Origin of the sequence: Mesorhizobium kowhaii (assembly GCF_042431665.1) — a bacterium.
GTDB classification, from domain to species: Bacteria; Pseudomonadota; Alphaproteobacteria; order Rhizobiales; family Rhizobiaceae; genus Mesorhizobium; species Mesorhizobium kowhaii.
In genome coordinates, this window is sequence record NZ_JBHLYT010000053.1 from 732628 (window position 1) to 754432 (window position 21805).

At 61.5% G+C, this 21805-nt stretch carries 22 protein-coding genes; 11 read left to right on the forward strand and 11 right to left on the reverse strand.

Translation table 11 applies throughout. The features are described 5' to 3' along the window. Window positions 1–24: 24 nt before the first annotated feature. The 6 genes from relB to ACFFNA_RS30780 form a co-directional block, all read right to left on the reverse strand. A complete protein-coding gene (gene relB / locus ACFFNA_RS30755; protein WP_378923586.1) occupies window positions 25–645 on the reverse strand; it encodes a type II toxin-antitoxin system RelB family anti-toxin in 621 nt (206 codons plus the stop codon). A gap of 255 nt (window positions 646–900) precedes the next feature. Then, a complete protein-coding gene (gene purU / locus ACFFNA_RS30760; protein WP_111547986.1) occupies window positions 901–1785 on the reverse strand; it encodes a formyltetrahydrofolate deformylase in 885 nt (294 codons plus the stop codon). A gap of 54 nt (window positions 1786–1839) precedes the next feature. Beyond that, window positions 1840–2547 (reverse strand): hypothetical protein, encoded by a 708-nt coding sequence (locus ACFFNA_RS30765; RefSeq protein ID WP_378923587.1) that lies wholly within the window; start codon window positions 2545–2547, stop codon window positions 1840–1842. Further along, window positions 2516–5410, reverse strand: coding sequence for an FAD-dependent oxidoreductase (locus ACFFNA_RS30770; protein ID WP_378923588.1), 2895 nt, complete (start codon window positions 5408–5410; stop codon window positions 2516–2518). Before ACFFNA_RS30770 ends, ACFFNA_RS30765 begins: the two co-directional genes overlap by 32 nt. 1 nt (window position 5411) lies before the next feature. Continuing rightward, window positions 5412–5663 carry a sarcosine oxidase subunit delta gene (locus ACFFNA_RS30775; protein ID WP_111547983.1) on the reverse strand — a complete coding sequence of 84 codons (252 nt, stop codon included), beginning with the start codon at window positions 5661–5663 and terminating at the stop codon, window positions 5412–5414. 11 nt (window positions 5664–5674) lie between these two features. Further along, window positions 5675–6916, reverse strand: a complete 1242-nt coding sequence (locus tag ACFFNA_RS30780) for an FAD-dependent oxidoreductase (RefSeq protein WP_378923589.1) — start codon at window positions 6914–6916, stop codon at window positions 5675–5677. 129 nt (window positions 6917–7045) lie between these two features. Here ACFFNA_RS30780 and ACFFNA_RS30785 point away from each other — a divergent pair, with 129 nt between their 5' ends. Then, complete coding sequence (locus ACFFNA_RS30785; RefSeq protein WP_378923590.1) at window positions 7046–7939, forward strand: LysR family transcriptional regulator; 894 nt, start codon at window positions 7046–7048, stop codon at window positions 7937–7939. Between the two features lie 279 nt (window positions 7940–8218). On the opposite strand, the gene ACFFNA_RS30790 is transcribed toward ACFFNA_RS30785, so the two are convergent. Next, complete coding sequence (locus ACFFNA_RS30790) at window positions 8219–9673, reverse strand: FAD-binding oxidoreductase (RefSeq protein ID WP_378923591.1); 1455 nt, start codon at window positions 9671–9673, stop codon at window positions 8219–8221. A 106-nt stretch (window positions 9674–9779) separates the two neighbouring features. Between ACFFNA_RS30790 and ACFFNA_RS30795 the strand changes: the two genes are divergently transcribed. Both ACFFNA_RS30795 and ACFFNA_RS30800 read left to right on the forward strand, forming a co-directional pair. After that, entirely contained in the window at window positions 9780–10478 is a 699-nt protein-coding gene (locus tag ACFFNA_RS30795) for a winged helix-turn-helix transcriptional regulator (protein WP_378923592.1), read from the forward strand. A 174-nt stretch (window positions 10479–10652) separates the two neighbouring features. Next, on the forward strand, window positions 10653–11099 hold the full coding sequence (locus ACFFNA_RS30800; RefSeq protein WP_378923593.1) for a pyridoxamine 5'-phosphate oxidase family protein: 447 nt from the start codon (window positions 10653–10655) through the stop codon (window positions 11097–11099). 167 nt (window positions 11100–11266) lie between these two features. Here ACFFNA_RS30800 and ACFFNA_RS30805 read toward each other — a convergent pair whose 3' ends face one another. The 4 genes from ACFFNA_RS30805 to ACFFNA_RS30820 all read right to left on the reverse strand — a co-directional run bounded on the left by ACFFNA_RS30805 (window position 11267) and on the right by ACFFNA_RS30820 (window position 14622). After that, entirely contained in the window at window positions 11267–11914 is a 648-nt protein-coding gene (locus tag ACFFNA_RS30805; RefSeq protein WP_378923594.1) for a helix-turn-helix domain-containing protein, read from the reverse strand. 61 nt (window positions 11915–11975) lie between these two features. Then, window positions 11976–12356: a response regulator transcription factor gene (locus ACFFNA_RS30810; RefSeq protein ID WP_378923595.1), complete on the reverse strand. Its 381-nt coding sequence runs from the start codon at window positions 12354–12356 to the stop codon at window positions 11976–11978. 138 nt (window positions 12357–12494) lie between these two features. After that, window positions 12495–13115: a response regulator FixJ gene (gene fixJ / locus ACFFNA_RS30815; protein ID WP_378923596.1), complete on the reverse strand. Its 621-nt coding sequence runs from the start codon at window positions 13113–13115 to the stop codon at window positions 12495–12497. After that, entirely contained in the window at window positions 13102–14622 is a 1521-nt protein-coding gene (locus ACFFNA_RS30820) for a PAS domain S-box protein (protein WP_378923597.1), read from the reverse strand. Before ACFFNA_RS30820 ends, fixJ begins: the two co-directional genes overlap by 14 nt. 283 nt (window positions 14623–14905) lie before the next feature. On the opposite strand from ACFFNA_RS30820, the gene ACFFNA_RS30825 reads away from it, so the two are divergent. The 8 genes from ACFFNA_RS30825 to ccoP all read left to right on the forward strand — a co-directional run bounded on the left by ACFFNA_RS30825 (window position 14906) and on the right by ccoP (window position 21748). After that, complete coding sequence (locus tag ACFFNA_RS30825) at window positions 14906–15352, forward strand: pseudoazurin (protein ID WP_378923598.1); 447 nt, start codon at window positions 14906–14908, stop codon at window positions 15350–15352. A 240-nt stretch (window positions 15353–15592) separates the two neighbouring features. Beyond that, complete coding sequence (gene nirK, locus ACFFNA_RS30830) at window positions 15593–16696, forward strand: copper-containing nitrite reductase (protein WP_378923599.1); 1104 nt, start codon at window positions 15593–15595, stop codon at window positions 16694–16696. Continuing rightward, window positions 16668–17639: an SUMF1/EgtB/PvdO family nonheme iron enzyme gene (locus ACFFNA_RS30835; protein ID WP_378923600.1), complete on the forward strand. Its 972-nt coding sequence runs from the start codon at window positions 16668–16670 to the stop codon at window positions 17637–17639. Before nirK ends, ACFFNA_RS30835 begins: the two co-directional genes overlap by 29 nt. A 62-nt stretch (window positions 17640–17701) precedes the next feature. Next, on the forward strand, window positions 17702–18154 hold the full coding sequence (locus tag ACFFNA_RS30840) for a group III truncated hemoglobin (protein WP_378923601.1): 453 nt from the start codon (window positions 17702–17704) through the stop codon (window positions 18152–18154). Window positions 18155–18310: 156 nt separating this feature from the next. Next, complete coding sequence (ccoN, locus tag ACFFNA_RS30845) at window positions 18311–19963, forward strand: cytochrome-c oxidase, cbb3-type subunit I (RefSeq protein WP_378923602.1); 1653 nt, start codon at window positions 18311–18313, stop codon at window positions 19961–19963. 5 nt (window positions 19964–19968) lie between these two features. Continuing rightward, entirely contained in the window at window positions 19969–20709 is a 741-nt protein-coding gene (gene ccoO, locus ACFFNA_RS30850; RefSeq protein WP_378923603.1) for a cytochrome-c oxidase, cbb3-type subunit II, read from the forward strand. Next, on the forward strand, window positions 20706–20876 hold the full coding sequence (locus tag ACFFNA_RS30855; protein WP_136619210.1) for a cbb3-type cytochrome c oxidase subunit 3: 171 nt from the start codon (window positions 20706–20708) through the stop codon (window positions 20874–20876). Before ccoO ends, ACFFNA_RS30855 begins: the two co-directional genes overlap by 4 nt. Next, window positions 20867–21748 (forward strand): cytochrome-c oxidase, cbb3-type subunit III, encoded by an 882-nt coding sequence (gene ccoP, locus ACFFNA_RS30860; protein WP_378923604.1) that lies wholly within the window; start codon window positions 20867–20869, stop codon window positions 21746–21748. The genes ACFFNA_RS30855 and ccoP overlap by 10 nt, the downstream gene beginning before the upstream one ends. The last annotated feature ends 57 nt before the right edge of the window (window positions 21749–21805 follow it).

The following is a 21805-nucleotide window of genomic DNA, read 5'->3' on the forward strand; positions in this document are numbered from 1 at the left end:
GCATCCCGGAAGAAGCACGCCCTTTCAGAGATGCGCATCCATGATGCTCATGATCCAGACCACACGAGCGGGTTCGCCGTACGGGTTCACGATCTTGTGGGGAATGTCGGCGGGGAACTGAAAGCTGTCGCCTTCTTCCAGGTCGCCGGACCTGTCGCCGACCTGAAGGCGGGCGCGCCCCGAGAGCATATAGCCACCCTTTTGGCCCTGGCTCTGGAGCACATCCTCGCTTTCGCTTCCCGGTGGCAGCGTTACGATCATGAAGCGCAAATTCTGATCTTTGCGCGGTGACAGCAGCTCCTTGACCAGTTTGGTTTGTCCCACGATCAGCGTCTGGCGCTGAGATTTGCGGCAAATGAAGTCCGGAATTTCCCGTTCGGCACTGCTCGCCGCAGGGTGATCGGACGACTGCAGGAATTCCCACAAGTTCATGCCAAGCGCCGCGCGCAGGCTCTGCAGCGTGCGGATTGACGGATTGGATCGGCCCCGCTCGATCTGACTGATTATGCCTGACGACAAACCGGCCCGCTCGGCAAGCTCGGCAATCGTGAGGTTGCTTGCAATCCTGAGGCTGCGAACCCGTTCGCCCAGAGAAACGGCATTGGTAGAGACAGCCTCGGCTATGGTCGCGGATTGGTCGGTCATGGCCCTGCTCTGCTTTGCGCCCCGGCTATTGGCTTTCATTGATTTGAACCCTTTTTCGGCGATTCGCAGCCAGCGTCACCTCAGCCAATTCGACAGATCTCGGTTGAGTGTTGCGGACGGAAATAGGCCGTTCCAACGACCCATCGCAAGCCGCCGCGGCTAGTATGTTGACGCAATTTTCACTTTAATGAATACCCCATAGCATGCTGCCCGGCAAGCGGGACCGGTTCCGGTATAGGCGCCGCGGCTCGGCCCTTACCCCATACGCTCGGAGGCATAAGATCCCGGTGATGCCGGAAAAACGACGGTTCGGTCACCGTTGAGGAAAACCCGGCGATGAATATGCGCATGGATCGCCCGGGCCAGCACCTGGCTTTCCACATCGCGGCCAAGCGAAACATAGTCGCTCGGGCTCTGGGCATGCGTCACCCGGACCGTATCCTGATCGATGATCGGACCCTCATCGAGATCGGCGGTGACGTAATGCGACGTGGCGCCGATCAGCTTGACGCCCCGATCATAGGCCTGCTTGTAGGGATTGGCTCCCTTGAAGCTCGGCAGAAAGGAATGGTGGATGTTGATGATCCGTCCCGACATCTTCCGGCACATCTCATCCGACAGCACCTGCATGTAGCGCGCGAGCACGATCAGTTCGGCGCCGGATTCCTCGACGATGCGCATCTGCGTTGCCTCGGCTTCAGCCTTGTTGGCCTTTGTCACCTTGATGCAGTGAAACGGAATGTCGTGGTTCACAACCACCTTCTGGTAATCCATGTGGTTGGAGATCACCGCCACGATGTCGATCGGCAGCGCACCGATCCGCCAGCGGTAGAGCAGGTCGTTCAGGCAATGACCGAAGCGCGATACCATGATGACGACTTTCATCCTCTCGGTCTCGTCATGGAAGGCATAGGTCATGCCGAACGGCTCGGAGGTCCGTGCAAACCCGGCGCGCAGGCCGGAGAGATCGGCACCGGTCTCCGACCTGAAGCTCATACGCATGAAGAAATTGCCGCTCTCGCTATCGTCGAATTGCGAACTGTCGGTGATGTTGCAGCCATTCTCGGCCAGATAGGTGGTGATGGCAGCGACGATCCCGCGTGTAGACGGGCATGTCACGGTCAAGGCAAACTGGGTCATGAAATATCCTGGAATCAGCAGGTCCGTCCTGGGACAGAACCAGGCGAGGCCGAACTATTTAGTGGCGCAAAGAGCCGCAAATTGAAAGCCGCAATGCGTTCCCGCAGCGGTCTCGGTCAGGACATCCAGGGCAAACGGCGCCGAGGCGATGTCGACGAAAATGTCGTAGGATACCGCACCGAAACGATCGAACCGGGCCACCACAGCATCCAGATGCAAGGCGCGGGTCTGGGCGAGGTGAGCGAGCTTCAGGCTTTCCGGCCTCAGATCGGCCATCGAGATCCGTCGCATCAGTGCGGGCGCCGCAGGGCCCGATACCACAAACCAAGCCCAGCCCTCATCGCGATAGGCGTCGTAGCCCTTGGCCGGAAGCTCACTGTCCTGCCAGGCCTTGCGCAGCTCGCGCAACCGCGCGCCGCTGCCGCCGGGAGGCGCCGCCAGCAGCACCTCCTGCTGGCCAAGCCGCAGCACTGACGTGCCACAAGGCAGGGTCAATGTCGTGTTCACTGCCGCCGGTGCGGAGACTCCCGTTGAACCAAGCCAGTCCATTGTACCGGGGCCACGCAGCCCGAAGCGCTCGGTCTGCGTGCAATCGAAAACGACGTTCTTATGCGCTCCAGGAAGCGCATCGCTTCGCACAAGGCGATGCGCCAAGGCGTTGTGCCGCAGGCTGGGATCAATACCCTCGGGATGACTGCCCGATGTCCCGGAATGGCTGCTCGGGAACATCTTACATCTCCTGCCGTTGGTTTTCGGGATCATAGAACGGAACGGGCACCACTTCGGCCCGAACTTCCTTGCCGCATAGCCCACGTATGCGCAGGCTGGATCCGGGCGTCGCGTCACGCGGGTCGGCATAGGCCAGCCCGATCCATTTGCCCAAGGTCGGCGAAAAGCAGATCGAGGTGACAAAGCCCACCGGGCGTCCGTCCCGCAACACGAGGCAGGATTCCGCAAGCCGGATACAATGGCCCTCGGGCAGTTCGAAGCCGCAAAGCTTGCGCTTCAGGCCCAGTCTGCCGCGCGCCTCGATAGCAGTCTTGCCGACATATCGCGTCTTGGCCTTCGACAGCGCCCAGCCCATGGCCAGTTCATCCGGCGTCGAGAGCGCATCGGTATCCTGGCCAATGATGATGTGGCCCTTTTCCAGACGCAAGATGCGCGAGGCTTCCAGCCCATAAGGTTGCAGACCAAAGGGTGCGCCCACCTCCAGCAGCTTGCGCCAGAGCGCCGCGCCGAAGGATTGCGGCACGTGAAGCTCATAGCTCAGCTCGCCGGTAAAACCGATGCGCATGATGTGGGCCGGACACCCGCCGATCACGCCGCTGCGGCCATTGAGATAGGGGAAGCCGGCCGCGGAGAGATCGATGTCTCCGCCCAGAGCCTCGAGGACCTTGCGCGCCGAAGGACCGGTGACATTGATCGCGGCGAAGGCGGCGGTGACGTTCTGGATATCGACCCGCATGCCCCATTGTGTGTTCAGGAACACCATCTCGGTAAAGACGCGGGCGACGGCACCGGTGGTGGCGGTCACATAGAATTCGGTCTCGGACAGGCGGAAAGCCACACCGTCATCGATGACCGACCCCATGTCGTTCAGCATCAGGCAGTAGCGGACGCGCCCCACCGGCTGCCTAGCATGGGCCATGGTATAGATACGATCGAGGAAGGCACCGGCATCCGCCCCACGGATCGCCAGCTTGCCCAAGGTAGAGACGTCCAGCATGCCGACCTTGTCACGCACCAGCTTGACTTCGTCAGAGATCGCCTTCCGGACATCGCGATTTCCAGCGTAGTACAGCGGCCGCCACCACGCACCGACCGGTGTCATCTTCGCCGCGCCTGCAACATGTTCGGCGTGGATCGCCGTATGCCGGTAGGGCACGTGGTTCGGGCCGGCCAGAAGTCCCAACTTTTCCGGACCAAATGGAGGCCGGGATGTCGTGATTCCAACCTCGCCCACCTTGCGCCCGGTTTCTTGAGCGACAATTCGGGCCGTTGCCAGGGCAGAATGCCGGCCCTGTGACGGTCCCATGCCGACGGTGGAATAGCGCTTCACCAGTTCAAGCTCGCGATAACCGTCGCTGACGGCGTTCTTGATATCCTTGATCTGCAGATCCTCGTCGAAATCCACGAAATCCCGTCCCTTGGGGTGGGGGGATAGTTCCTGCAAATAATTCATCTCCGGTGCGCTGGCATCTGGGATGATGTCCGACCGGACAGAGGCATGGCCAGCGCCCTGCGCTGCTGCCGCGCCCGCGACCTCGCCGCTCCGCAGCACCGATTTCAGGTCGAAAAATCCTGCCGCCGATCCGGCGACATGAAACGCTTCCGGCAGATTGCTCAGCACGAATTGCCGGCTGGCCTCGTCAAATCCCAGCTTTGCACCGGCCTGCAGGGGCAGCTGGTAACACGGTGTGTAACCCGCGGCGACCACCAGATGATCGCACTCCAGCAGTTGCATGCCATGCTCGGGCGTGCAGAAGCGAATGGCTCGGATATGGCGGTTGCCTCCGGTGCCCAATGCTTCCGTGACGGCGACATTCGGGATGATCCGAACGCCGCGCTCGACGAGGCGTTGCGCGAGGATTTTGCTGGATGTATCGGCGGCAGGGTCGAGAACGGCGACCAGCGGCACGCCTGCATCAAGCAGGTCGAGAGCCGTGAGATATCCATCCCGGTTGCCCGCAAAGACCACGCCACGCTGGCCAGGACGAACCGCATAGAGGCGCATCAGCCTCTGCGCCGCGGACGATAAGAGGATGCCCGGCAGGTCGTTGTTGCGGAATACCAGCGGCTGTTCATGCGACCCCGCGGCCGCCACGACCTGCCTGGCGCGAACTCGATAAAGCGTCTCGCCCTGCAGCACCGGAAGCCAGTTGTCGGCAAACCAGCCATTGCATGTGGCACCGGTCAACACCCGCAGATTGCCCAGCTTTTGAACGGCATCGCGCAACGTCCTCAAGGTCGCCTCCGCCTCTGCGGTTTCGAGCCCGAAGCGCGCATAGGTCAATGCGCCGCCGGGTTCCGGGTTCAAATCGACCAGCAGCACTTGCGCACCCGCCTCGGCTGCCTTGATGGCGGCCGAAAGCCCGGCGGGACCTGCCCCCACGACCAGCACGTCGGTGTGCAGGTTCTCCTTGATGTAATGGCCATGATCGGCGGCCAGATCGACCTTGCCGAGACCGGCCGACTTGCGGATCATCGGCTCCCAGAATTTGAGCCAGCTCTTCGCGCCGGGGCGAAAGAAGCTGCGATAATAGAACCCGACGGGCATGAAACGGCCCAGCCTGTCGAGCACTGCGCCACCGTCATGCTCGGCCGTTCCGTGGACGTTCTGGGCGGTGACCTGCAATCCTGCGGTGATGGGACGCAGATCGGCCCGAACATTCGGCTCATCGGGCAGTTGCACCAGCGTGTTGGCATCCTGCCCGGCCATGGTGAGAATTCCGCGCGGACGGTGATATTTGAACGAGCGCGACAAGATCCAGCGATTGGCGCCGGCCATGGCTGAGGCAATGCAGTCGCCCGCGAAACCTTCGAGCGCACGGCCGTCGAAGTCAAAGCGGATCTTTTGGGTGCGATCGAGACGCGATCCCCAGGGAAGTGGCAGCCGTTCGGTCATGTCAGGCGGGCTTTCGATGCGGAAGATAGGTGGCAAGGATCTGGTCGCTGACGGTGTGGCGTTCGGCAATCAGCACTGTGTTGGACGGTGTGTGCCGCCACCACTCCCGCATCACGCCGAGCGGGTTCTCGGCGTAGAACAGGGCTTCGATCAGCTGCTCGGGTTGTTCGGCGCTGGCGGCGCGAACCGGCCCGAGATACTGAAATTCGGTGATGTTGCGAGGCCCGTTCACCGGGCAGGTCAAAAGCTTCATGGGAGCACTCGTCAGTGGCTGGCGGCCGTGGCGCCCATCTCGTTCAGCAGCGCGAAGCTGTCGAAACGGCGCAGGTCGAACGGTTTCAAGACATCGGGCACGCGTCCGGTGGCAATGGTCTCGGCCATGCGCTTGCCGGCCACGGGCGTCGCCTTGAAGCCCCAGGTGCCCCATCCGCAGTCCAGCCAATAGTTTTGCAACGGCGATGCCCCCATGATCGGACTGTAATCCGGCGTCATGTCGGTGATCCCAGCCCATTGCCGCAGCAGCTTGACCTTGTGGAGGAAGGGGAAGAGGTGCAGCGCGCCTTCGGCGAGATGCTCCTTCTGGTCCAGCGTGGAGCGGGTCGAAGCCAGCTGGTAGGGGTCGGAGCCGCCGCCGATAACGACCTCGCCACGCGAGGACTGCACCAGATAGGTGTGCAGATTGGCTGATGAGACGAGTATGTCCAGGAATGGCTTCAGCGGCTGCGTCACCATCGCCTGCAGCGGGAAGCAGCGTATCGGCAACCGGATGCCCGCCATGGCGGCGACCTGGCCGTTGAGCCCACCGACGGCCTGCAGCACCTGCCCGGCGGCAATCGTGCCGCGGTTCGTCCTGACGTGGGTGAGCCGGTCGCCCGCGTGCTCGAAGCCGGTCACCTCGGTACGCTGGTGGATCTCCACGCCACGCGCGCTGGCATGCTTGGCGTAACCCCATGCCACGGCATCATGGCGTGCAGTGCCGCCGTCCGCATGCCAGAGCCCGCCCATCACCTCGTGCTGGCCACCGAGATCGAGGTTCAGATGAGGGCAAAGCTCCTTCACCGTCTGGACATCGACCACTTCGATCCGGGTGCCCATGTGCTTTCCCATCTCGGCACGCAGATGGAAACTGCGCAGCGTCGCCTCGGAATGCGCGAGCGTCAGTTGCCCGCGCTGCGAAAACATGACGTTGAAGCCGAGATCCCGCGACATCGTCTCGAACAGTTCGACACCTTCCTTGTAGAAGCGGACTGATTCCTCGGTCACGTAGTTCGAGCGGATCGTGGTGGTGTTGCGCGCCGTATTGCCGCCCGCGAGATAGCCCTTTTCCAGCACGGCCACGTTGTTGATACCATGCACGTTGGACAGGTAGTAAGCCGCCGCGAGACCGTGACCGCCGCCGCCGATGATCACCACGTCGTAGGATCGTTTCAGGTCGGGCGTTGGAGGGATGTCGCCAAAGGAAACGTGCCTGGCGCGCAGACCGTATTTCAGCAAAGAGAAAGGCATGGTTTCCTGCGGTTCAGCGGCTGGGAACAGGCCTCAGAAAACCCGCCGGGCGGACTTGGCGCAAGAAATCGTTCTTTACCCAGTGACCTCGTTTTCGTAATGCATGAGAAATTTGAATGAGGTCTCTCCATGCGAAAGCTGCCGCATCTCATCTATCTTGAAGCCTTTGAAGCGGCAGCCCGGCATCTGAGCTTCACCCGGGCCGCCGAGGAGTTGAATTGCACCCAGGCGGCGATCAGCCAACGGGTTCGGGCGCTGGAGCAATTCTTCGCCAGGCCGCTTTTTCACCGACGCAGCAATGGTTTGGAGCTGACCGAAGTCGGTACTGCCTATCTGCCCGGAATAGCCGAGGCCCTGGATCGGGCCGAAGCAGCGACCGAAGGGCTGCTGGGCGCACAGGCGCAGACCAGCGTGACCGTTTCAGCCCCCCTTAGCTTCGTCACACTGTGGCTCGCGCAGCATTTGGTTCGTTTCTCCGCCGCCCATCCGCAGATCGAGGTGCGGCTGAACAGCACCATCTGGACCGATCCCAACGTGGAATTGGCGGATCTGAGTATTCTGGCGCTCGATCCGTTGCAGCCGGTATCAGGCGCTGTGCAATTGGGAAGAGAGCGACTAATGCTTCTCTGCGATCCCGAGACCGCTCGCCAAGCCAGAGCGAGACCCAGTGCAGACTGGTTCAACGCTGCTCGGCTCATTTATGTGCAGGGCAGGATGCAATTGCTGGATCTCTGGGCGAAGAAGCAAAACATTGTCATTGCCCCACAACAGGCGCCGATCAAGGCCGACAATGCGGCAGCAGCATTGGAGATTGCAGCATGCGCTGGCGGCATCACGACGGTCATGTCGACTTATGCGGCAACCTACCTGGCCTCGGGGCGGCTGGTAGCGCCATTCGGCGCAGGGGAACTCCTGCCGGTTGCCCTGCATGTGGTCCCCAATCAACAGCGCCGGCTCTCGCGGTCCGCGACGCTGTTCCTGCAATGGCTATCAGGGGAGATTCCACTCCACGGCGAGATCTAGATTTCCGTTCAACACCGGTGCGCCCGAAAACGTATTCGTTTGATGCGCTGTTTGGTCAGGTTGTGATGCAGCGTGGCATAGCCCGACCCTACGACGATATCGCGCCACAACCTGCCGTGGGCAAGCGCAGCAATCTGTGTGTGTAAAGATCGCGGTAGGGACGCTCATTTGCTGAGCTCCCCCGCGCTGTATACCGTCCCGGCGACATCGCCATCTCCCGAAATCGCGCCCCGACGAGAGCTCCCAACGGATTCTGCTGCGCCTCCCGACAACTGGGCATTAATGAGGACACACCCTGAAGGTCCCGCTAACGCGCGTGGTACCGGGGCAGATGTTCTGGTTATGATGGAAGACGTTGTCGGGGTCGTACGTGGTCTTCACGTCCACCAGTCGATCGTAGACGGAGTCGCCGTACGCCTCGCGGACCCGGTCGGGATCCTCGTCGCCGCCGAGGAAGTTGACGTAGACGCCTTCGCGGAAGCGGGTGAGGGCAGAGAAGAACCCCCTCGTCCAGGCAGTGTCCCGGTCGCCGAAGTCCTCGCCGGGCCGCCACACAGCGTCTAGGGTGATTGCGTGCGACGCCTGCCGGTTCCCGAACGCTGTCCCGCCTTCGGCCACTCGGCTTACGGCCCCCTTGAGATGGAACATAGCCGCGTACGACCGCGGCGACGAGGAAGAGAACGCGTGCTCGGCGATCACGTCGATGAGGTCGTCGCGGAGTTCGGGGAGGTGGGTGGACTTCCAATAGTAGTTCCAACCGTGGACGACAGTCGAGTCGAGCGCGCTCTGGAATCCCACGTACGGTGTGGGCCCAACTAGATCGAGGAGAGGAGTCCGGAACGTGCGGAGCGGGCGTAGCACCTGCTCACCGTCCGTGATCGGCCCGGCATAGCAGGTACCGACCATCATCACCTGGCGCCAGTGCAGATCCGCGGGGATGACCGGTAGTGGTGGCGCGGCGCCGAACCTCACGACCGTGCCGAGCTCGTCGGGAGCGTCGCGGACGAAGTCGCGATAGAAGCGGAGGACCTCCCCGGCGTCGGTTGCGTCCCAGAGGATGGGTCCCGTCAGAACGATGGGCCCGACGGAGTGGAGGCCGAACTCGAACGAGGTGACCACGCCGAAATTGCCGCCGCCGCCTCGCAATGCCCAGAACAGGTCGGGGTGCTCGTGGTCGGATGCCCGCAACAGCTCGCCCTCGGCTGTCACGACGTCGACAGCGAGGAGGTTGTCGACCGTGAGGCCGTGCTTGCGCATCAGCCAGCCGACGCCGCCGCCCAGGGTGAGCCCGGCGACTCCGGTGTGGCTCACGATACCGCCGGTGGTGGCCAGACCGTACGCTTGCGTCTCGTGGTCGACGTCGCCCCACAGCGCCCCACCCTGCACCCAGGCCCTGCGGCCGACGGGGTCGACTCGCACGCCCCTCATGGCCGAGAGGTCAATGACGATTCCATCGTCGCAAACGGCGGTGCCCGCTACGTTGTGGCCGCCGCCGCGTATGGCGATCTCCAGATTGTGGTCGCGGGCGAAACGCACGGCCGCGACCGTGTCGGCGGCCCCGATGCATCGGGCGATCAGGTGCGGGCGCCGGTCGATGGCACCGTTCCAGACTGCACGGGCGATGTCGTAGTCGGCGTGGTCGGCACTGACCAGCTGGCCTCGGAACCCGTCGATTTCCACGACCGATGACTGCATGCTCCCGCGGCCAACTTCCGCGGTCGTCGGTGTCCTCATCGTGTCCTCCTCTCTTCGAGAGGCCACATCGGACCACTGCGGACCACGGCCGTATAGTCAAAAATCTGGACTTCACAAGCGAAGGCGGGCTTGCAACAGTAGGGTCATGAGGACATACGGCCAGTACTGCCCCATCGCTCGTGGCGCCGAGATCTTCGCCGAGCGCTGGACACCGCTGATCATCCGCAACCTGCACCTTGGCTGCGGAAACTTCAGCGAAATCCTGGAGGGCGCGCCGGGTCTCTCCCGTACCTTGCTCTCACAGCGGCTCAGACAGCTAGAACGGCTCGGTGTCGTCGAGTCAGTGCCCAAGTCCGACGGGCGCGGGCACCACTACGAGCTCAGTTCGGCGGGCCACGACCTCTTCGCGGTCTGCCAGTCGCTCGGTGAGTGGGGTGCGCGTTGGCTCGAGATCGCCCCCGAACATCTCGATCCCTTTGTGGCCCTGTGGTCCATGTGCAACGCGCTCCGCCGAGACCGACTCCCGAATCGACGCGTCGTCATACGTTTCGACTTCACCGGCCGGCCGCATCGTGAGCGCTACTGGCTACTTATCGAGCTCGGAGATACCGAAATCTGCAAGAGATACCCCGGCTTCGACGAGGACCTCTACATCACGGCGGAAGCCGAAGCCTTCGTCAAATGGCACGCCGGCCAGCTTACCTGGGCCCAAGCCATCGGCGGGGGCCGAATCCAACTCGAAGGTCCGCCGTCGCTAGTAAGGGCCTTCCCCACCTGGAACGCCCGCAGCATGTTCGCGCACATCAGGCCGGTCTCCCGCGCCGCCACGAGCCCCGCAGGGTGACATCCTCGATGCGGCCTCCCACTCACCGCATTACATTGGGGATCGACGGGGAATGTGGGGCCTGGCTGAAGAAGCTCAACGTCGCGCGGCGCGGGATATAGTGCCCCTACCTGAACAGCAATCCATGCGGACCCGGACGACAAAGAAACGACGCAGAACACAGGAGACCACAAGATGCTTATCCGTACACTCTCCGTCCTGGAATGCACCAAAATACTGACGGCCAATCGTGTGGCTCGCCTGGCATGCACCAAGGACGGGCAGCCGTATGTTGTTCCGGTGCACTATGCGTACGCCGACAATCATCTCTACGCGTTTTCCATGCCGGGAAAGAAGATCGACTGGATGCGCGCCAACCCGCTGGTGTCCGTCCAGATCGACGAACACGGCGAAGGACGGGGCTGGAAAAGCGTAGTTGTCGATGGCCGCTATGAGGAACTGCCCGACCGGATAGGCCACAAGCTCGAGCGCGACCACGCCTGGACGTTGCTGAGCAAGCACGCCGACTGGTGGGAGCCCGGCGCCCTCAAACCGGTTACGCCTCCGGTGTCGGATAGCACGCCGCACGTGTTCTTCCGGATCCTCGTCGAGCAGGTGTCCGGTCGCGAAGCACGTGAGTAGGCTGGTTTCAGTGTCTCAATACATCGCCACCGTCGAAGCGCGACGGCTGGGCCGACGTGGAAGTGCAGAAATCGCACGGCAAAACCCGAAGAACGGCTCGGAGTGGGCGCATCTGCGGCTGTGCCGTAGATGCGGTGTCGGCTGCTGCGACGACCCTGGAGTACAGATCACTCGCATAAGGAACGGAGCGCATCAGGCTTGAGGATTTCGAGGGTGCGAAGTCCGTGGAATTTGAGCACACCCTTGTCGCGCAATCTCGACAGCACTCGCGAGACCGTCTCGATGGTCAAACCCAAATAGTCGCCGATATCCTGGCGGGACATCGGCAGCTCGATGTGAGCGAGTTCTCCCTGGCGATCAGCCATGTCGATCAGGAAAGCGGCAATGCGTTCGATCGCTGTCTGCCGGCCGACCACCAGCAAATGTTCCTGGGCCCGCACCATGCAGCGAAGGGCAAGCGGCAGCAGTTCGCGCGATCTGTCCAAGCCGATCACCGGGCGGAATGTCCGCAGCCCTGTCGTAACGATCGCCTCGGCAAAGAAATGGTGGGCGAGGTCAGCTTCAAAGCCAAACATCTCTCCGGCCAGATGGAACGCCGTGATCTGCCTGCGCCCATCGGCAAGCAGCCGGTAAATGCGGACCGCGCCAAACTCGATCAGGTAGTGGGAAGTGACCTTTTCGCCTTGTGCGTAGATCTCAGAGCCTGCGTGGAAGAACGAGAGCGGCACCGGCCGGCCATCATTCGGCACGTCCAGTTGCGGGACCAGGGCGGTCAGGATCTCGTAGGGCACCCGAGTGTCGGCGATCGCGTTCATGGCTGTTTCCCAGATTTCGGTGAAACAGCAATCGCGTAGAATGCCGGCCTGCGAAATTGGGTTATGTCCTAAGGGGTTCTACGTAGTCAGTCGAAGGGTGGCCGGGCGAGAAGACCCGCACCAGGTCAATCAGGTCATTCCCCTCGACCGGTTTGGTCAGAACCGCGAACCCTTCGGTGCCGGCGGTCGTGTCACCTCCTTCTACAAGCAGGATCACCCGCCCGGCGAAACGGGCAAGCGGCTGGTGTCCAGCCGGACTGAGCCGAATTGCGCTATCATCGACGATGAGGCAGGCGGCGGCGTCTGCCTCAGATGACGCTTCAATTGTCGAAAGCGACGCATGCGATTCAACCGGGAAGCCTTCCACTTCGAGCGCGAACTCGAGCGAACGCCTGAGCCCGGGGTCGGGCGCCACTACAAGGATGGTTTTGGCGGCGGGCAAGGATCGCGGCTTTCGGACATGCCAGCGAGGTCATCCCGCCAGTCGTCTCACAGCAAGCGGCAATTTGGCGCTTCACGCCTTGCGCCAGATCAATCCTTGCAAAAATTCAGGTCGGGCGGAATTAGGCTGGGCGAAAATTCAGGCTGGACCGAAACCAGCGGCCAATGCCATCCGGACAAGCTGCGGCAGGCTTTTTGCCTGCATCTTGGCCATAACGCTGGCGCGGTGCACCTCGACGGTGCGCGGGCTGATGTTCAGGTCATAGGCAATCGACTTGTTCGGCAATCCAGCCACCACACCAGAAAGAACCTGGCGTTCACGGTCGCTCAACCGTCCAAGCCTTGTTTGGATCGAAGCGACATCGTCGACCTCCAATGGTTTATCGACAAGTTGTTCGGCCGCACGCTGGATAGCTTCGATGAGGATAACGTCCTCGAATGGCTTTTCGATGAAATCCGTTGCGCCGGCCTTCATCGCCTCAACCGCCATCGGGACATCGGCGTGACCTGTGATGACAACGGCCGGAAGCGACGCATTTGCTTTCACGAGATTGCGCAAGAGGTCCACCCCGGTCATGTCAGGCATGCGCAGGTCGGTCACCAGAACGCCATTTCTTATGCCCGATGCCGCAGCCAGAAAGTCCGTAGCGCTCTCGTGCATCTTGACGGCGAATCCGGACATCGTGAGCAGAAAAGCCAATGACTTCCTGACCGGTTCCTCGTCATCGACGATATGAACGATGTAGTCACCCGTCTCCATGCGCGTCCTCTTCCGTGAATGCGGGCAGCGTGAACCTGAACGTCGCGCCACCAGCGGCGTTCCGACTCACCGTCATCGTTCCGCCATGCGCCTCGACGATCCGCTTGGAGATCGACAGTCCAACCCCCATGCCTCCAGGCTTTGTCGTAACGAAGGGTTTGAAAAGCTGGGCGGAAATCTCCTCGGAAATACCTGGCCCGGTATCTTCGACCACGACGGCGATTTCGCCGTCTACCGCGGCGTGCGTCCGGACAACAAGTTCGCGGCGCGCGCTGTCGCGCATGGCGTCCATGGCATTTCGCATCAGATTGGTCAGCACCTGCTGGATCTGTATGCGGTCCACCATCACGGTTGCCGGCCCGGACTCGAAGTCGAACACCGTCCGCACCCCGCGCTCACGCGATCCCACCAGTGCCAGAGCCCCTGCCTCTTCCACCAGGCTGCGAATGTTCTCCGGCGCTTTCTCTGTGGCGCCTTTGGTGACGAATTCGCGAAGATGGCGGATGATCTGCCCCGCACGCAGCGACTGCCTGGCGGTTTCTTCCAATGCAGCCCTCATCTTTGTGGCCACGGCGTCGTCCATGTCGCGCAGCAGGCGGGCGCAGCCTTGAACGTAATTCGCAATCGCCGAGAGCGGTTGATTCAACTCGTGAGCGAGCGTCGAGGCCATTTCGCCAAGTTCATTGAGGCGGGCCAACCTTGCCAGTTCACCCTGGATTTCATGCAGGCGTGCCGCCGATTCCTCGCGCTCCGTAAGGTCTCGGATGAAGCCGGTAAAAAAGGTCTTGCCGCCCGACTTCATCTCACCGACCGCCAATTTCATCGGAAACGTCGAGCCGTCCTTGCGCCGGCCGGCAACGACGCGATCGATTCCGATGATCCGTTTTTCTCCCGTCGTCAGGTACCTGTGCATATAGCCGTCATGCTCGTGGCGATAAGGCTCGGGCATCAGCAAGCACACATTCTCTCCGACGACCTCAGCTTCGGCATAGCCGAACTGCCGTACCGCGGCAGCATTGAACGAAACGATCGTGCCATCCTTTTCGATGACGACGGTCGCGTCGATCACCGTATCAAGAATGGAGCGAAGATGGGCCTCCCTCGTGTCGAGCGCGCTTTCGGCCCGATCAATTGCCTTGCTGGCGCGGTGCAGCATTTCGCCCATCCAGGCGATCGCCAGGCCGACCAGGGCGAAGACAACGAGTTCAACCGGATTTTGGGCACGATCTGACTGAAGATTGTCCAGCCAGAACGCTCCACCCAAGGAAAGCGCTACGGACAACAACCCAGGCCAGATGCCGCCAGCGATCGACGCGACGAGGATAGCTGGGGTGAAGAGGGTAAATGTCGCCCGGTCTTCGAGTAGTCCCTGCAACAGAAATCGCAGCAGGACAGCGACCGCCACCATGAAAATGGCAAGCAGATAGCCCTTGCGTCCTTCGAAACGGCGAGACAGCACCGCCCGCAGGAAGCGTCCTTTGATACCGGTAATGTCCCGCGCTGGCATGAAATTTATTACCGCTGAACTGAAACGATGCCGCCAAGATCAGCCAACGTAACTGAACGGCTGTCACTTAGCGCATTTTTTCCATTCGTTGCCGAACAGAATGAGATCGAGCGCTCGCTGCGCGAGGCAGGCAAACCAGAGCTCCTCACAGGAGCGTCAGATCGCGACGTCATACCCAGATATTTCGTGCGCCGGTTTGCGCCAGCGCAAATCGCAACGCCATCTCGTGGAGTAGAAAGCCGCAACGGTTGATGCCGTGCTGAACCTAGGAAAGGACTATTCCATGAAACTGCCCCTGATCGCCGCCGCCATCGCGTTATTTACTCTGACCGGCGCAGCAAACGCTGAAGAACACGTCGTGCAGATGCTCAACAAGGGCGAGAAGGGTTCGATGGTCTTCCAGCCCGCCTACGTAAAAGCGGTACCCGGAGACACCATCAAGTTCGTTCCCACCGACAAGTCCCACAATGCCGAATCCGTCAAGGGAATGCTGCCGGACGGCGCTGAAGCTTTCAAGGGAAAGCCGAGCGAGGAGATAACCGTGACGGTGACCAAGGAAGGCGTCTATGGCGTGAAGTGCGCCCCGCATTACGGCATGGGCATGGTAGCACTGATCGTCGTCGGCAAGCCTGTGAACCTCGACGCGGCGGAAGCCGTCAAACAGACCGGCAGGGCCAAAACGGTGTTCGCGGAGCTGTTCGGCGAAGCGACCAAGGCCGCCTCCAACTGACACCTTCATCATAGATACCCTCCGGTTGGCGGTCGCCGGAGGGAACGGCCGGACGGACCACGGGGGAGGTCCAGTCCGGCCTATTTCATATGGATCGAGGTGTGCAGCGGCACACGTTCCTCTCCACACTCGCAAACCCGATAATCGCACGGAAACTGAGTGAGGTTTGCGCCAGCGCAAAGACGATCTCCGCAAGCAGGCTAGTCTCGGGCATCAAGTGATTGGCACAAGGAGATTGAAATGCTTACGCGACGTGAAGCTCTGTTGGGATCTGTCCTTACCGCCGCCGCGGTGGCAACGGCCGGCGCAATGCCGGCTGTGGCCAGCGCGAAGGAAGTAGCCGGACTGCCGCGCGAAAAGGTCACCCTCGTCGCGCCACCGTTCGTCCACGCTCACGACCAGGTGGCCAAAGACGGTCCGAAAGTCGTCGAGTTCACGATGACAATCGAGGAAAAGCCCGTTGTCATCGACGCGGATGGGACGCAGCTCAATGCGATGACCTACAATGGCTCGATCCCCGGTCCCCTGATGGTTGTCCATCAAAGCGACTATCTCGAGCTCACCCTCATCAATCCCGACACCAACACGCTTGCGCACAACATCGACTTCCACGCTGCCACCGGCGCGCTCGGCGGCGGCGGGCTGACGTTGATCAACCCCGGCGAGCAGGTAACGCTGCGCTTCAAGGCAACGCGCACGGGGACGTTTGTCTACCACTGCGCGCCCGGCGGACCGATGATCCCATGGCACGTCGTGTCGGGCATGAGCGGTGCTGTGATGGTGCTGCCGCGTGACGGCCTCAGGGACGACAAGGGCAAACCGGTGCGTTACGACCGCATCTACTATATTGGCGAAAACGACTTTTACGTCCCCCGCGACGAGCAGGGGAAATTCAAGAAATACGATACGGCCGGTGACAACTACGATGACACCGTCAAGGTCATGCGCGGGCTGATTCCGACCCATGTCGTGTTCAATGGCAAGGCAGGATCGCTGACCGGCGAGAATGCGATGAAAGCGAAGGTCGGCGAGACTGTCCTGATCGTCCATTCGCAAGCCAATCGCGATACGCGGCCGCATCTGATCGGCGGCCATGGCGATTATGTCTGGGAACAGGGCAAGTTTGCCAACCCTCCGGCAAAGGACCTGGAAACCTGGTTCATTCGCGGCGGCTCTGCCGGCTCGGCTCTCTATACGTTCCTGCAGCCGGGCGTCTACGCCTATGTGAACCACAATCTGATCGAGGCCGTGGAACTCGGCGCGACCGCACATTTTACGGTCGACGGAACCTGGGATGACGACCTGATGACCCAGGTTGAAGCCCCAAGAGCCATCACGTCGTAGTGATGAGGATCCGATCCTGAACATCGACGCGACCTTGCGCACTCTGCGCAGGGTCGCGTACGCGCCCGGACGAAATGCCATGTCTTTCAACCCCATCGTAGCCCTCGGAAGTATCGCGATTGCCGCGCTGATCGTCGTGAGTGCGGCCAGTGCGTTTGATCGGTTGGCCGGTTCGCTCGTGGCGGGCCCCGAACTTGTGACCCTCGCGCCCGGATCGTTCGACCATCCTCAACCAGGTGAATTCCTCGGGGAAGGCCATCCAGTCGCGGCGCCGCGGATCCTGGCAACGGTCAGTGTTCCGCTGAAAATCATGAAATACCAGGTGAGTGCATCGGAATACGGACAGTGCGTCACGGCCGGCAGTTGCAAGGCGTCTGACACTCTGGGCAGTGGCAATTTTCCGGTCACCGGCGTCAGCCACATCGACGCCGGGGCCTATGCGGCCTGGCTCTCGGTCCAGACAGGTGCGACATGGCGGCTGCCGACAGACGCGGAATGGGCCTACGCCGCTGGCGAGCGGTTCCGCAGCGACATCGAGGGCGGCGCCGGCGACCCCAACAATCCGGCGCTGCGCTGGCTCGCCCAGTATCGCACCGAGGCTTCGCTTGGACGGAAATCTGATCCCGAGCCAAGGGTTCAAGGGGCGTTTGGTGTCAACTCAAAAGGGTTGGCGGACGTCGCGGGCAATGTCTGGGAATGGACATCGACCTGCTACATCCATGCAACGGTAGCCGCCGACGGCACCAGCATTGTGAGTTCGATCGACAATTGCGGGGTGCATGTCGTGGAGGGCTTCCACCGCACATACATGTCGAACTTCATCCGGGATGGGAAAAGTGGTGGCTGCGCGGTCGGCACGCCGCCAGACAATCTGGGTTTCCGCCTTGTCCGCGAACATCTCAACGTCGTGCGAGCCACCCTACGGCGTCTTGGGTTCTCTTGACGCGCGGATGCCGCGTTTCGAGGCGAGGATCGGAAAAGAGCACAATCGCGGAAAGGATCAACATGAACTCATCTGCCATCGATCAGGCGCGACCGCCCGCCGAGCGGCCGTTGGCCGATCCGGGAGTTGGCCGGGCGAGCATTGGCGCGCTGGTCCGCGAGTTCTACTCCAGATTAAGGAAAAACGAACGGCTCGGGCCGATCTTCGCGCGTGAAATTACCGGCGACTGGGAGCCGCATCTCGAGAAAATGACCGACTTCTGGTGTTCCGTCATTCTCAAGACCGGCGACTATCACGGACGCCCGGTGCCTGCGCATCTGAAACTCAAGGATGTGACCGAGGCCGATTTCGACATCTGGCTGGGCCTGTTTGGCGAGACGGCGGCGGCGCTCTTTGCCCCGGAAACGGCTGCGGTCTTTGTCGATCGTGCCGAACGCATTGCAAAAAGCCTGAAGCTGGCGATGTTCTTTCGCCTTCCACCGGCTGATAATTTTTCGGCTGCCCAGGACGGCTGAGCCGGACACTTGCCCGCCGCCCCGCCGCCCGAATACGGCAATCTGTTTTGGGTGCCATCAGCTTCGTTTTTGCGCCAGATCAAATCAACCGCCGCACAGCCATGCGAAACCCGAGGGACGATTTCGCCCTGACTGGGCATCTGACGGTGGACGCACATGCTCGCTCAACTGACATCCGGCGAACGCCAACTTTCAATCGTCATGCTGATTCTGATGGCTATGGTCGGACTGGCCATGGCGGCAGCTGGTCGCGGCGATCCGATCGGCGTGCATGGCTTTATCGTGCTTGCAGCAAGCGTCGCGATGATCTTCGTCATGCTATCGGCGCTCAACGCCCCCGAGCCCTCCGCCGAACGTCTGGACCACTATTATGACGACCCGAGCAAGGTGGGCGTCATCCTGACCATGATCTGGGCCATGGTCGGCATGTTCTTCGGCGTCTGGGTAGCGAGCCTGCTTGCCTGGCCCGATCTGACCTTCGACGCGGCCTGGGCAAGTTTTGGCCGCTTGCGGCCGGTCCACACCAGCGGAGTGATCTTCGGCTTCGGCGGCAATGCGCTGATCGCCACGTCTTTCCATGTGCTGCAGCGGACCTCGCGCGCCCGGCTGCCCGACCAGTTCAGCCCCTGGTTCGTCCTGCTCGGCTACAATTTGTTCTGCGTCCTGGCCGCGACCGGCTATTTCATGGGCGTCACGCAGTCGAAGGAATATGCGGAACCGGAATGGTACGCCGATATCTGGCTGGTCATCGTGTGGGTGGTGTATTTCGCGATCTACATTCGCACACTGGCTCGCCGCAAGGAGCCACATATCTATGTCGCCAACTGGTACTACATGGCCTTCATCCTGGTCGTGGCGATCCTCCATATCGTCAACAATCTCGCCATGCCGGTGTCGCTCGGCCACGCCAAGAGCTATTCGGCATTCTCCGGCGTCCAGGACGCCATGACGCAGTGGTGGTACGGCCACAACGCCGTCGCGTTCTTCCTCACCTCCGGTTTCCTGGGAATGATGTATTACTACCTGCCCAAGCGGGCGGGTCGGCCGATCTATTCCTACCGGCTGTCGATCATCAGCTTCTGGGGCATCACCTTCATGTATATGTGGGCGGGGTCACACCACCTGCATTACACCGCCCTGCCCCAATGGGTCCAAACGCTGGGGATGACGTTTTCGCTGGTTCTCCTGGTGCCATCGTGGGCCTCGGCAGGGAACGCGCTCGCGACCCTGAACGGCGCCTGGCACAAGGTGCGTGACGACGCCACGCTGCGTTTCATGATGGCGGCGGCGGTCTTCTACGGCCTGACCACTTTTGAAGGGTCGTTCATGGCGATCCGTCCGGTCAACGCGCTTTCCCACTACACGGACTGGACCGTCGGCCACGTCCATGCCGGCGCCCTGGGTTGGGTGGCGTTGATCACCTTCGGCTCGATCTACACTTTGGTCCCAGCATTGTGGAAGCGTGAACGGATGTATTCGGCCAGACTGGTCGAGGTGCATTTCTGGTTGGCGATCTCAGGAACGGTCATCTACGTCTTTGCCATGTGGAATTCCGGCATTCTGCAAGGCTTGATGTGGCGGACATACAACGAGAACGGAACGCTCACCTATTCCTTCATTGAATCCATGGTGGCGATGCATCCCTATTACATCGCGCGGGCCTTCGGCGGGCTGCTGTTTCTGCTCGGTGCCATCACCGGCTCTTACAACATCCTGATGACGATCCGCGGCCATTCTCAAGCTGCGCTGCAACCGGGCGACGACACGCCGCAGCGCCATCTGGCGCCTGTCGCCCAGCCGGCGGAGTGAGGATCATGCCTGAATTTCACCGCAAAATCGAACGCAGCGCCATCGGCTTCGTGCTTGCCATCGTCGTGGTCGCCAGCATCGGCGGCTTCGTGGAAATCGCCCCGCTGTTCACGATCGACGACACGGTCGAGAGCGCGCCGGACATGCGGGTCTACACCCCGCTGGAGCAGGCTGGGCGCAACATCTACATGCGAGAGGGATGCTACGCCTGCCATTCCCAGATGATCCGGACATTGCGTGACGAAGTCGAACGCTACGGCCCTTATTCGCTCGCCGTTGAATCGAAATACGATCATCCGATGTTGTGGGGATCAAAGCGCACGGGCCCCGATCTGGCCCGCATCGGCGGAAAATATTCCGACGCCTGGCAGGTCGCCCACCTGATCAACCCGCGCGCGGTGGTTCCGGAATCGATCATGCCCAAATTTGGCTGGCTGCGTGACAACCCGCTGCGCATCGACGACCTTGGCGAGCATCTGGCCGCTCTCCGGGATGTCGGCGTTCCCTACACCGACGACATGATCGCCAACGCGACCCAGGATGCGCTCGGCCAAACCGCGCCGGACGGCGATTTCGCCGCCGGTGTCACCAAGCGCTACGGGCAAGCAACGCAGGTCAGGGCCTTTGACGGCAATCCGGTAACCGTCACCGAAATGGATGCGCTGGTTGCCTATCTGCAGATCCTTGGCCACCTGACCGGTGCCGCTCAGGCGGAGGTTGCCGTGCAGCCGGAGGACGCACAATGAGCTGGGAATACGAAGCCGTCGTCGGCTTCTCCAAAAGCTGGGGCCTTTTCTATCTGATCGCGATGGCCGCAGGCGTCCTCGTCTACACGTTCTGGCCGTCGAACAAGAAGCGGTTTGAAAGGGCGAAAGACAGCATTCTCGACGGAGATGACAAGCCATGGAAATAGGCGAGCGCGATCCCGTCACGGGACAGGTCACGACCGGTCATGAGTGGAATGGCATCAAGGAGCTCTACACGCCAGTTCCGCGTATTGTGTTCTTCTTCCTGGCCACCACCATCCTTTTTGCGGTGTGCTACTGGGTCCTCATGCCCGCCTGGCCGCTGGGCAGGACCTACACCAAGGGTCTGCTTGGAATTGACCAGAAAGCCAGCGTCGACCGTCTGGTGAAGGACGCGACGGTAGAACGCTCGACCTGGACGCGTCAGATCGATCAAATGGATTTTGCGGCAATTCAGGCCGATCCTTCGATGATGAAGATCGTCGAAGAAACCGGCCACACGCTGTTTGGCGACAATTGTGCGGCTTGCCATGGGACCAAAGCGACGGGCGGCCCCGGATTTCCAAACCTCACCGCCGGCGTCTGGCTCTGGGGCGGTGATCCCAGAACAATCTTTGAAACACTTCGCGTCGGCATCAACTCGACCCATCCCGATACGCGGACCTCGCAGATGTTGGCCTTTGGCCGCGATGGGGTGATCGAGAGCAAGCAACTGGCTGACGTCGTCGCCTATGTGCGGTCTCTCGGCGGCACCACCGACGGCCCCGATGCCGATCCGCAAAGCATTGCCGCCGGACAGGACGTGTTCAAACAAAACTGCGTCGCCTGTCATGGCGACGATGCCAAGGGCAAGAGCGACGTCGGCGCGCCTGATCTGACCGACAGCAACTGGATCTATGGCGGCGACCTCCAGTCCGTCACCACGACGGTCTATGGCGGCCGGCAAGGCACCATGCCTCATTGGGAGCAGCGCCTCTCCGCGACCCAGCGCAAGATACTCGCCCTCTATGTGCTTTCCCTCCGGGAGGGACCTCAGTGAGCCCCACCTTGTCGCCGAGGCCGCGATCTCGCTCCCGTTCGCGAATTGCCGCGTTCG